Source organism: Bdellovibrio sp. HCB-162, assembly GCF_047344985.1.
In the GTDB taxonomy this organism is placed as follows: domain Bacteria; phylum Bdellovibrionota; class Bdellovibrionia; order Bdellovibrionales; family Bdellovibrionaceae; genus Bdellovibrio.
This window is the reverse complement of sequence record NZ_CP178861.1, coordinates 3323632-3335717: the sequence shown is the minus strand read 5'-3', so window position 1 is coordinate 3335717 and position 12086 is coordinate 3323632. Positions and strand designations below refer to the sequence as shown.

General features: G+C 44.3%; 10 protein-coding genes. 8 read left to right on the top strand and 2 right to left on the bottom strand.

Translation table 11 applies throughout. The annotated features are described in order from the left end of the window. Positions 1–36: 36 nt before the first annotated feature. Positions 37–1317, bottom strand: coding sequence for a radical SAM protein (locus tag ACLSSO_RS16005; RefSeq protein WP_413943407.1), 1281 nt, complete (start codon positions 1315–1317; stop codon positions 37–39). A gap of 291 nt (positions 1318–1608) precedes the next feature. Here ACLSSO_RS16005 and ACLSSO_RS16000 point away from each other — a divergent pair, with 291 nt between their 5' ends. The 7 genes from ACLSSO_RS16000 to ACLSSO_RS15970 all read left to right on the top strand — a co-directional run bounded on the left by ACLSSO_RS16000 (position 1609) and on the right by ACLSSO_RS15970 (position 9534). Further along, positions 1609–2622, top strand: coding sequence for a hypothetical protein (locus tag ACLSSO_RS16000; protein ID WP_413943406.1), 1014 nt, complete (start codon positions 1609–1611; stop codon positions 2620–2622). A gap of 15 nt (positions 2623–2637) precedes the next feature. Then, positions 2638–3414, top strand: coding sequence for a hypothetical protein (locus ACLSSO_RS15995; RefSeq protein WP_413943405.1), 777 nt, complete (start codon positions 2638–2640; stop codon positions 3412–3414). An 8-nt stretch (positions 3415–3422) separates the two neighbouring features. Next, a complete protein-coding gene (locus ACLSSO_RS15990; RefSeq protein ID WP_295899335.1) occupies positions 3423–3722 on the top strand; it encodes a hypothetical protein in 300 nt (99 codons plus the stop codon). A 1-nt stretch (position 3723) separates the two neighbouring features. Beyond that, positions 3724–4377: a hypothetical protein gene (locus tag ACLSSO_RS15985; RefSeq protein ID WP_413943404.1), complete on the top strand. Its 654-nt coding sequence runs from the start codon at positions 3724–3726 to the stop codon at positions 4375–4377. A 149-nt stretch (positions 4378–4526) separates the two neighbouring features. Then, positions 4527–4973, top strand: a complete 447-nt coding sequence (locus ACLSSO_RS15980) for a Crp/Fnr family transcriptional regulator (protein WP_295899342.1) — start codon at positions 4527–4529, stop codon at positions 4971–4973. Beyond that, positions 4970–5716 (top strand): UDP-2,3-diacylglucosamine diphosphatase, encoded by a 747-nt coding sequence (locus tag ACLSSO_RS15975; RefSeq protein ID WP_295899345.1) that lies wholly within the window; start codon positions 4970–4972, stop codon positions 5714–5716. The genes ACLSSO_RS15980 and ACLSSO_RS15975 overlap by 4 nt, the downstream gene beginning before the upstream one ends. 101 nt (positions 5717–5817) lie before the next feature. Then, positions 5818–9534, top strand: a complete 3717-nt coding sequence (locus ACLSSO_RS15970; protein ID WP_413943403.1) for a TolB family protein — start codon at positions 5818–5820, stop codon at positions 9532–9534. Between the two features lie 55 nt (positions 9535–9589). Here ACLSSO_RS15970 and ACLSSO_RS15965 read toward each other — a convergent pair whose 3' ends face one another. Beyond that, positions 9590–11563 (bottom strand): hypothetical protein, encoded by a 1974-nt coding sequence (locus tag ACLSSO_RS15965; RefSeq protein ID WP_295899354.1) that lies wholly within the window; start codon positions 11561–11563, stop codon positions 9590–9592. A gap of 225 nt (positions 11564–11788) precedes the next feature. Here ACLSSO_RS15965 and ACLSSO_RS15960 point away from each other — a divergent pair, with 225 nt between their 5' ends. Then, complete coding sequence (locus ACLSSO_RS15960; RefSeq protein ID WP_413943402.1) at positions 11789–12049, top strand: 2Fe-2S iron-sulfur cluster-binding protein; 261 nt, start codon at positions 11789–11791, stop codon at positions 12047–12049. The last annotated feature ends 37 nt before the right edge of the window (positions 12050–12086 follow it).

Below are 12086 nucleotides of genomic sequence, written 5' to 3'. Positions count from 1 at the left end.
CTTTTTAATATGTGTTTGCTTTTTCATAACATCCTCTTAGCAGGAAACCCTGCTCATTTTATAATATAACAATGCGGTAGCAATCAAGCCGCGCGTGCGAAAACAAAACTGACCGTCTTTTTGGTGCTTGTTTCCCGTGCTTTGCTTGTGAATGAACATACAGCCGCCACCACAAAGGAAACGAGCCCAGCAGCTTTGGCAGTTGTTCTGTTCGATAAGGGGAGCCTGGTATTGAGCCAAGCGCTCCTCGTTGAGTTGAGTCCCTTGACCCACTTGTTCATCTTTATTTCCCACTTCCCAAGGGCACGTGAAAAGATTGTTTCTCGCGTCCACCATCAGGAAAGACTTCCCAGCGCCACAGTAGTTTTCAGTTTGTTGCTGGTTGTCCAAAGCGGAAAAATGCTGATCAAAAATTCCGATTTTACGAAGTTCAGGTTCGCCGCCAGAAGCATAAGCCAAAACCGCGATAGAATTCATCTGCTCAACGAATTCTTTATTGCTGGCGTCGTCATTTTCTTCCACAGAGTACGTGAACTCATAGCGATCAACCTTGAACGTGCGATAGAAGTTGTAAGCGCTCACAAGATCTAAATTCTCGCGATTGAAAACGCCATGCACAGTCAAAAGCCCTAAAGAATGTCTGTTGTCTGCAAGCTGACGAAGTCCTTCGACAACAAGTGAAGTGCTGCTAGAGCCATCTTTTGTTGGACGAGCTTTGTCGTTGATCTCTGCCGGGCCGTCCAAACTGACTGTGACGTTGGCCTTGATGCTCTTAAGAATATTCAAAGTTTTTTCGTTGATCAAAGTTCCGTTTGTCACGATAGAAAAACCAGCTTGAATATTTCTTCCGGCCGTCATCAAACGAACGTAATTGCCGATCTCTTGAATGCCGTCTGGGTAAAGAAGAGGTTCGCCACCGAGGAAAGTGATTTTAAAGCGGCTGCCTTCTGGAAGACGTTCGATAAAGAATTTCAATTGCGGAAGAGTTTTTTCAACGTTGATCTTCGTCTGTGCAGCTCCGTACGTTCCATCACCACCTGCCGCACAGTAAGTGCACTTCAAATTGCAGATCTGCGTGACATTGATAGTAAGGCTGCGGATGCCGGGTTGGAGTTTTCCAGACTTCACTTCCGGGCTGTTCTCTTGTTCCCACAAAGTGAGTTCTTCAGTGGCCTCGGAAGACTGTAAAGTCTCTTGCATGTCGTTCCAGGTCTCTTCAGAAATTTCAGCGACTTCCAAATTACGGGCATGGAAAGCCAGGGGAGCTCCTTGGTTCCATTTGAATGCCACAATGTCTTTGTAACGTCGTTGTTCCATACCGCAAGGGGGAGCTGCAATAAGCGTTCCATATTGAGACACCTGAATGATGTTATAAAGTTCAATAAAATCATCTATTTATGACTGCGATGGGTGGTGTATTTTTGCCCGGAAAAATGGGCTGTTGGGGGCAAAAGGAAACTATTTCATGAGTGTCAAATGGCTGAGGAGCATCCGGACGTCGGACAGCAGCTTTTACCAGGTCACTTTTATGAGGTCTCGTAAGGCCTTGTCCCTTTGCAGGAAGTCTTCTGTTGCCCGTAAAAATGCGGGCAATTACTGGAGGCATTCATGAAAAACAAAACACTGCTTTTGGGGTTTTTATTTACATCCCTTTTAAGCAAATCTGCTTTGGCGGTTCCGTTGTTTGGGGAGACGGCGGGAACAATCAAAAACGGAATTTTAACTTTGTATCGCGATCACGCGAATCCTAACAAAGTTTATTTCTTCCCAAATTCCACACGCTTTTCCGCCGATAATAGCGGAGTTCCTCTTTTCAATTTTGTCTATTGGGGATTGGAAAATCCAACAGCAGGTGGAGCGTATATGACCATGACGACTCACTTGGCTTCCGACACGGATCAAAAGGCCTCTCTTGATACTTATATGAAAGAACATCCTGAAGTGGAAGTCGCCGTTTTGCCGATTAAATCTTCAACGATTGGTTTGCAAACAACAGCGATGGGTGCGCAACCTTTAACGGACCTGTTTAAAGAATTCAATTTTGCTCAACACGGTGGTCGGGCTGAAGACGAAATCGGTGTGAACGCCGTTTTGACGGGCGTTGGTGCGAAAGCATTCAAAGCTCTTCTTACAAAATCAGCGGGCAGCGCACTCTTAAAAATGGACTACTGTTACAAGGTGCAAGGATTCGGACCCAATATGGATGCCTCTATCAAGGTGAATATGAAGCGTGTGTATGAATATTTCCAGGCATCGCACGGAGGAGGCTGGGGTTGGTTTAGCTGGAGCATTCAAGCGGTGGTTGAAAAACTGCACGCAGAAAGAGCCATTGAAATCACAATGAACGGTGGAGACGCGAAAGAGTGGGAATACCTACAAAAGATTTCGGAAACAATCACAGCACGTATGTTCGTTCCTGAATTGACAGCAACTCCTGTGACAGCGACCGCTCCAGGAAATCGTTTGTTCCATTTTGGCGGAGGCTCTGTTCGTAAAGAAGAACTGCAAACAGAAACTTGGAATTGGAAACGCACAGATTTAGAAGAACGTGATTTCTGTACGGCGATTGTGATCAAAGACCTCGATAAATACCGCGATCGTCTTGTGATCTCGGCGGACTAAATAAAGGAATTTCAAATGAAAAAATATATTGGGTTATTGGTATTACTGATGGGATCGTGGGCTTCGGCCGCGATCCATGAAGTGAATGACTATGAAAAAACAGTTTACTATTCACTCACTCCTTATCTGGAGATGAATGTGATGGATCTTGATGGTGATGGCGGAATTTTAAGTCTGTCGTTAACTTACGACGGTGATTTAGCCCGTCAAGAGATGGAAAAGGTGAAAGCGACCTATCCAGGTTACAAACTCACGTTGCTCACGGCCCAGGTAGCGGGTGCTCCGTTGAAAGTTGAAATTCCTTATGCGGGAATTTCTGAACAAACGGTTTTGCGTCAAGGGCAAATGGGTCCTTATATGAATCTGCAGATAAGTCTTAAGAGTGATCAAGTTGCTAAACTAAAAACTCTTTCTAAGAAGAGTGATTTTTTGAGTTTGGAAATTCCTGTGCAGGCAAGTTACAGCTCTAGCACTGAATTAGAAAAATTTGAAAATTCAGTGAACTGTTCCGACCTGAAGGTGAACCGAGTGGAAGACCTGATTCTTAATCTTTCGCGAATGAAACAACCGTCGACGATGCATTACGATCAGACATTTGTTTCTTATAAGAAAGATCTTTTACAGAAATGCTTTGAGACGGATCCAAGCTCAGTAAAGTCTTTTAAAGACGTTTTGAGTTTGTCTGTGAAATCTCGTGCAGATTCGGTGATGGTCAAAGGCACACATCTGGACAGGCAAAGTCACGACGTGAAATTTAATTTGGTTCCTGTTTTGAAAGTTCAAATCAACTAGGAATTTTTATGAAAAAACTCACATGGTTATTTCCGTTGTTTTTGGCCGCTTGCGGTGGGGGAGGTTCCTCAGGAACTCACCCTGTGAACCCCCCGGGTCCTCCTCCTCGGGTCGACAATTTGGCCTGTGAAGAGGTGAAGCTTCTGGGGCGTATGTATTCTGGAACTTCGGCAAAGTTTTATGTAAACACTTTGATTTTGGCGATGGAGACTTTCGCTTCTCAGTGTTCACCTCAGGAGGCGGCTGCAGTTTTGGATAAAAACTTTAACATCGAATGCAGTGATATCTGTGTGGTAAAGGAAAAATAAAATGAAAAATACGATGGCATTGTTTTTTGTTTCGTTAGTGGCTTCAAGTGCCCTGGCGATCCCAGTGGTGAATGAAAACGTCGCTAACAGTGGCGTGATGACGATTTACCCTGATCACCTGGATCCCCATCGGTACTACGTGGCTCCGAATGTTGTGATGATCGCAACTAATCAAGAAGGCACACCGTATTTTTCTTACGGTGAATTCAGAAAAAATCTAATTACTAAGATCGGTGTGATTTCAATGACATTAGTTCCTGCTTACACGCGAGAAGAGCTGGAGCTAGCAAAAGCGGAAATTCTTAAAAAGGACCCGAAGGCAGAATTCAGCGGTGTTCCTTTTATTGAATCCACACTTTCACTGACAGGCGTTCTTGCTGAATTGATTGGTGAAAATGAATGTAATCATCGTGGGGGTTTGATCGGACAAGAGCAGTCGTGCGCGATTGTTTTGACAAGTAAAGGACGAACTTTCTTTTTGAAGTCCATCCAAAAGAGAACTCTCTTTACGACTTTGCAGTTTGAATATGTTCTGCAAGCCGTTATTCGTAAAGCAGATGGTTCTTTTGTTGATCAGGAAATCAATCACGGAGTTGCAGTTCGTATTGATGGAGAGCAGCTTTCAAAGTATCCGCAATTGATAAATCCGTTATAATCGAGAAGCCCGGAGTGATTCGGGCTTTGTTTAGTCCAGGATACCAAAGACCAATTTGACCTCATTGACCTCGAGAAGCGAGCGGTACCTACGACCAGAGCCGTGGATCTCGGTGGCTTGGTAAAAATAATTTGATAGCCTATGAATCTATGTTCAATTCAAGTTCTTCGCGCGGCAAAAGATTTACAGATCAACAAGTTCTTAAACTCACAGATGGAGAAGTTTTATTCCGTGAAGGAGATTTGAGCCGCGAGATGTACATTGTTCAGCGTGGCACTGTCGAAGTTTACAAAAAAGTCGAAGGCAGCACGGTGATTCTTGGAAAAGTGGAACGGGGAAGTATGGTCGGTGAAATGTCGCTGCTAGAGTCTTTACCGCGTTCCGCATCAGCTCGTTCTGTGGGCGATACCACATTGTTGGTTCTGGACCCTGGCAGTTTTTTATTAAAAATCCGTCGGGATCCGACATTTGCATTTGAACTGATGAAACAATTAAGCGGTCGCATTCGTCAGACCAATGAAAAACTTGTAGCCCTGATTGCCGCTGAACAACTTTCCAAAAATAATCTGCAAGAAGTCGTTGAGTCTTCGTTATGATCATTGATGTCTCGACCAAAAAAATGGTGGTCATCTCAGATCTGCATTTGGGTAATCCATTCTCCAGCACAAAAAAGCGTTTGATCGAGTTTTTGTATTGGGCGGCTGAAAACAAATATGATGTTTGCATCAATGGCGATGGACTTGAAATTGCTCAAGTATCCTTTCGCAAATTAGCAGAAGACGTGCCGGAAGTTTTTCGAGCGGTGAAAGCAATTTCCAAAGCGGGAAATCGGGTTTTTTATATCGTCGGTAATCACGATATTTTATTGGAAAATTTTTTAGAGGATTGGGGGCCACTCATTCTTGCCCCGTTTTTGAATGTCCAGTGTGGCAATCAAAGAATTCGCATTGAGCATGGCCATCTTTATGATCCTTTTTTTGTGAAAAGTCCGGATCTTTATGAGTTTATGACGTGGCTTGGAGGATTCGCGCTCATGGTGAGTCCCAGAGCTTACAAACTGTGGATCAAGTTTGAGGAAGTAAAATCAAAAATCAGACGTTTTTTTAGAGGTCCTAGCGAAGTGCAAACCTTGCCCGGAGAGCATCCTGACTTCGTTATTGCGGCAGAAGAGGTGTGCGCTCGTGGATTTGATTCCATCATTTTTGGGCACACTCATCATGCGGGCGTTCTAGCTCTGCCAAACGGGCGCTATTTTAACAGCGGGTCCTGGTTGATCGAACCGCATTTTATCGAGATTAGTTCGGATGATGTAGAGATCAACACGTATTCTAACTTTTAAGCCGTCTCAAGAAGAGAAACTCTCAATAAGAAGCTCTCATTTTTGTTCCCATTGGCGTTCCCACGCTTAACAGATCAGTTTAGAAAACCGAAAAGATCATTATGCAGAAGCTGGGAATATGGTACGTCATTGCATTTTGTCTGTTTGCGGGAATGGGTTGTTCTTTGGACGCCAATCTTGCAGATTTCAATAGCCAAAACCAACTTTTTTTAAGTTTTGATGCTGACAATGCGACAATCTCATCTTCAAACTTTCGTTCCTATGCTGTTAAAGGTTCCTGCGAACACACTGAAAAACCTGTTGAGATTCAGGTCAGCACTTTCGGTACTTTTTCAACTGAATGTAAAGCGGACAAAACATTTTCAGTGTCTTTAGATTTGGACGGTATTCAAGACGGCAAAATTACAATCAGCGCCAGTCAAGATGAGACCGAAGCGAAGAAAACATCATTAGACCAGAAACGCGTTCTCGTCGATTTAACTCCGCCGACTGTGACAATTGATTCTCCGGATAGCGCAACGAACTACTCGGCGTCTTCCCTAAGATCGAACTATCCTATTGCAGGAACTTGTTCGGATCCTTTTAACGTTGTGAAGGTAGGAACGTCTTTAGCGCAAGAGTATTTCGCTGTTTGTTCGGCGTCTTATAGATGGGAGATTCGGTTGAATCTCTCAGTAGAAACGGCAAACTCCATTGATTTTTATGTTCAGCATTTCGATCAGGCCGGGAATATTTCGACAACTCAATCTGTGAACATCGCTTATCCTCAATGGCATAAGATCAGTCCTGATATTACGGCAACGGGTGTCGCTTCGGTACGCCTGATCACGCAGTATGGAAATACGGGGAGGATTTTACTGGCGGCGCCGTTGCGCAATGATGACCTCGTCGATTTGGGTATTGTGAACTTCAACGGCACTGGCTTAACTCGTTTAAATCCTATTTCTGGTCAGTGGGCTTTGGATGTCGCAAGACCTATCATTAGTGTCGAAAAATATGCTCGTGCTTTGTATACACGCTCCTCTGTGGCGCGTATACAGCTCAAAGAATTGCATTCTGTCAAAACCGATGGAACGGGTGATATTGTCTTGTTTGGACCAAGCCCTGAAAATCCCGTGGGCGGTGTAACTACTTACGCTTTGACTCCGAATCAGGATACGGTGATTGCGATTGGTGATATCGAAGCGAAAGACAATGAATTTAATCTTTATGCCATCAATATTCAGACCGGTGTAAAAATAAAATTGAATGGCTCTATGGTAGACGGTGGTGACGTTCGTGATTTCATCATCAGTCCCGACGGAACACAGGTTGTTTTTCGCGCTGATAAAGAAACGGATGAGGCCATTTCCCTTTTTGCCGTGAAAGTTGACGGTACGGGATTACGCCGCCTGGGACCAGCCATGTCCTCTGGAAAAACGGTGCTGCCCGGTTATACGGTTAGCAGCAACAGCAAGTGGGTGCTTTTCCGCGATAATCAAAGTTTTGTGTCTGGTTCCAGTGCCGGAAGTTCCGTGGTCTCTTTGGAAACCGGCGAACATATTAGCTTTGCTCCCTCAACAACAGGATTCATTGAAGCCGGTCTTTTTAGTCCAAACGGTCGTTATGTCGCCTATCGCGTTGATCGCACGACCGTAGGTTGCTACGCGATGGAGATTTATGATCTGGAGACGCGCAGTGAACTAGAAGTTTCTCCAGCCTGCCCGAATGCAAATACAGATGTATTCACCTATTCATGGGCGCCTGATTCATCCAAACTTGCCTTTGGCATGGCCACATCGGCTAGTATCGTAGATCTTTACATCGTGAATACGGATGGTTCGAATCGCTTGAAATTAACGAATGCTGCAGTCGTACGCAACGGTTTGTATCAAACCTTTAAAGAAAACAGCCTCATCATAACTAACAATCAGAAAATTATTTTTCCAGCGGACTTTTCAGGCGTAAGCCCGGCTTCGGCCGCCGATATGAAATATGATTTGTACAGTGTTAAGATAGATGGTTCTGAAGCTCCGATAAAACTGAATTCGATATCTTCGTCGTCTATTGTTCGTGATTATCCTTTGGTTTCCGTGAGTCCCTCAGGCGACCGAGTGGTGTTTGTTGCTGATTTGGAGATTGATGGAAAGTATGACATGTATTTGGCGGCGACAGACGGTAGCTCTTCAAGAAGACTAAATCCTCCGATTGCGAGCCCTCAGAATGACGTGCTCTTTACTTCTCAAAGTTATGTCTTAGACTGGTCACGCAATACAGCCGCGATGTTAGCCGACGTAAATATTGACTTCGTTAACGAGCTTCACGTGGCTTCGTTAAGCTTGACACCAAGTGCTCCACAGTACTTATCCTTACCGACGGTCTTATCTGGGGACGTCGGAACTGTTCAGGCCTCTGAAAACAAATCAAAAATTTTATTCCGCTCTAATCCTGTTGTGGATTCTCAGATGCATTTGTACGTTGCGGACGCCGATGGTTCAAATGTACGACGAGTGACAAAAGATTATCCTGCAGGTGGCGGAGTGATGCGCAGTTGGATAATTTCTGCTGACGGCAGCAAGGTTGTTTATATCTCTGATCAGGATGTAGCAGGACAAGAAGAGCTTTACGTCGTAAACACATCAGGTGGATCGCCAGTGAAGGTGAGTGGCGCAATTAATGCTGTCGGTGGCAATATCACAGCATTTAAATATATCGAAGCCACGAATCAAATTGTGTATTTGGGTGATCTTACTACGGACTCGGTGATAGACGTTTACGTTGTAAATGCCGATGGCACGGGCAATACCAAACTTTCTCCGGCTTATTCTCATGCCGTGAATATTCAAAGTTGGGATGTGGCATTGGATGGAAGCTTTGTCGCTCTTCGCTGGGATTATCGTGTCGATGAAAAAGTTGAGATCGATAAAATTTCTACAGCGGGTGGTGCCCCGGTTGCGGTTAATGCTCCTATTGGCGGAAGCTTTGATCTTGCGGGTTTTAAAATTTCTTCCGATTCACAGTGGATTTGTTATTGGGGTACAATGGCGGCGACAGGCAGACTTGATGCGAGGGTCGCGAATGCCGTAACTCCCGCGACAAATTATCTTATTACAAACGGGGTGAATTCAACACAAGGAGCTTCGGGATGTGATTTCACGCCTGATTCAGCCTACGTTCTGCTCACTGGTGACTGGTATACTGACGGAAAAACAGCGATGAAGTCATTTAATATCGCGACGCAGACCTTGTACTCTTTAAACTCCTCACTACCTGTGACTTCTCATACTTCAACTTATTTCAGTCTTGTTGAAGGCGCAAATAAACGAGTGATCACATTAAGCGAATCGTCTCCGGAAGTTTATGAACTCTATAGTATGAATTACGATGGAACTGATTTGAGAAAAATCAGTGCGACTCCTTATGCCGGAGGCCAGGTTAATGCCAATAACGGAACGGCTGTTCAAATCATGGATGATGCGGATAAGACCATCGTTTATTCAGGTCTTATTGAGACTTTGGGAAAATGGGATTTGTTTGCGGTGAAATGGGATGGAACGCAAAAAAGAAAGCTAGTCACTTTGAATGCGAATGCCGACATTTACGATTTTACGGTTTTCCCTGGCCTTAACCGGATTTTTTATCGTGCTGACAATGAACGAGACGGTATCTTAACTCTTTATTCAGTTAATGCTGATGGGACGGGAGTTAAAAATCATACCCCAGGAATTTCAGGGAATACGGGGGCTTGGGCAGGTCGGGCAGTCTCAAACACTCACGTATTCTTCACTAGCGATGCTTACCGCAGTCAGACCTTGGAACTTTTCGTAGATCCTCTTTAAAGCAAAAAAGCCCGATGTTTGATCGGGCTTTTTTTAATTCTGCATTTTATCTTTTTTACGGAAGTGGAGCGGGAGCCGCTGTTGTGCGGAACTCTCCGTTCGTGTCCGTATAAAGGCGTAGATCGAAGGATCTGTTGTGGATGATGTTTTGGATGTACATCAATGAACGGTACAATTTTTCTTCACTGAACTGACCGTAACTATAAACCACAGGCTCAACACCTTTTGCCGAAAGAACCATTTCATAACGCAAAAGGTTCGGGCGTTGATCTTCAGAAATAAAGGACATTAAGAAGCCAATACCTCTTTCTTTCCAGATTGGAATCTGTTGAAGATCTTCGAAAGCATCGAAGCGCTCTTGCACAGATTTTTTCGCATCAATGACCACCGTAAGATGGCTTGCCACACGACGGATATCGCCTGTGAATGCAGACACCCAATTAAAAATATAATCTTTTGGAGAATTGCCGCCTACAAATGGACGAGAGCGGGGACGGCCTTTAAGCTCGATGTATTGCTTAAAGCGCGCAGCCAAAGCTTCTTCACCCATGTAAGGCAACGTTTTCAATGCTTCAGGATTGAAGAACACTTCTTGTTTGAAGTAGCCATTTACTTTTTTGCCAGGAGAAGACTCCCAAGAGTTCCAGTTGATATTGCTGTATTGTTTTTCGCCAATGGTTTCTCGAACCAGACGTTGAATTTCGTCTAGGTCACGGCCGGAAACATCCTTCATTTTCATTTCTGCACTGGAAGTCAAAGTCACGAAACGACCTGGATTCCAGTTTTGATCTGCAGTGAAAAGAAGATTCGAAGTCATCAAAGTTTCTTCGCCGAAAAGACCGAACAAGATTTTCGTTTTTTTGTAACGAGAAAGAGTGTCTAGTAAGAAGTATTGTTCTTTATCTTGTTTGTCATAGCTAAGAACTTTGTTTTCGCCATAAGCTTTTCCAGCTTCGAACTTCCAAAGATTCAAACCGAACTTAATGCGGGCGTCTTTATTGACACCTTCAGAAGATCCTTTAAATACACGGTCGATACGACGGTCTTGTGGAGGAAGAAGACCGTCTTGAAGAGCGATCTTTTCAATATCCGTTAAGTCCGTCAAAAGTTCTTGAGTCAAATCTTTGCGAGACACGGTAGGGTTCGCCACTTTGATGTCTTTCAATTGAACTTTGTGCAGCATCAACGTGTCGTAAGCTTGTGCCGCTTCCGGATCATTCAAATTAAAGACGTAATCAAGCATGATGACATCGTTCTTACCTAAACCCGTGCTTGCATCGAGAGGAGTCAGGCTCAACCATCTTTCGATTTTATTGTCGAGAAGGCTGATGCCAAAAATTTCAAGATCTTCAGATAAATCGACACCGGCGTTGGCGCCGACACCTTTGCCGCGAACAGCGATCAGCTTCACGCGCATTTTATTGTCATCCATACGGAACAAATGCACCATGAATTCGCCCGACATGTAAGCGTGAGTGGAAGCCCCTGCTGTGAAATCACCTTTCAAAAGATCATGGCTCAGCGAAAGAACGAAAGCCATGCGGCCTTGGAATGCGACGAAGTCACCAGGTTCAAGTCTTTCAATCGCTTTTTTTGCTGTGAACGGAAGATTTCTTGGTGTGTAAGGAAGAGCCACCAAGGAAGCTTTTTGACTCTTGAATTGACGAGCGAAAATGATCTCTGAATTTTTCTCTAAGTTGATACCTACCGGAGTGTCGAGATCGTCAATGAAATCACCCGGATTTAAAGCGAACTTCAAAGTGTATTTATCAATACGCGTGTAATAGCCATCAACATAAGAAGGTTCTGATTCAATACGGTAACGTAAAGAAGTAGAAAGACCATCAAGAATGTCTGCATTGACGAGGTTGACGCCCGCGCCGATTTCTTGTTTAGCGACCTCTTTTTGAATTCTTTCCCAGACATTAGCGGGTTTAAGAACTTCCCAACCAGCCTGTGCTGAAGAAGTGGCAAGGAACGAAAGACCTGAAGCCATGGCCAGGCCCAGAAGTTGTTTTTTGAGCATCATAAGCTCTCCCTCTTGGATTTAAGCGTCCCATGAAAGTGCAAGCTCAATACCGGATTTAATACCCTTCAAATCCGATACGTTCATAGTTCATAGGTGGCGCACATTAAGTCAGATATCGATCTCTTTTACAACCCTGTATTTATTATGGATGAAGAGTTACCGGTAATTGCCATTGAGCTCCAGAAAGTTATTGTCCCGACCGGGACACGGTGCTGTGATATTTACATGAAAATCAAATTTATCATCGACGGAAAAGAGATCGAAGTTCCGGGAGAATCGGGCAGAACTTTGCTCGATATGGCTTTGATTGCGCAAATCAATCCACCGTACTCTTGTTTAGAGGGAAGCTGTGGGACTTGTGAAGCCGTGATCGAAGAAGGCAAAACAAGTGAAGACAAACCTGATACGCGAGTCGTTCGCACATGTCAGGCACTACCATGGTCCGAGTACGTTGTTGTGAACTACGACAAAGGCCTGACCAAATAATATGTGTTTGATTCGTGTTTATAAACAGGTCATCCTG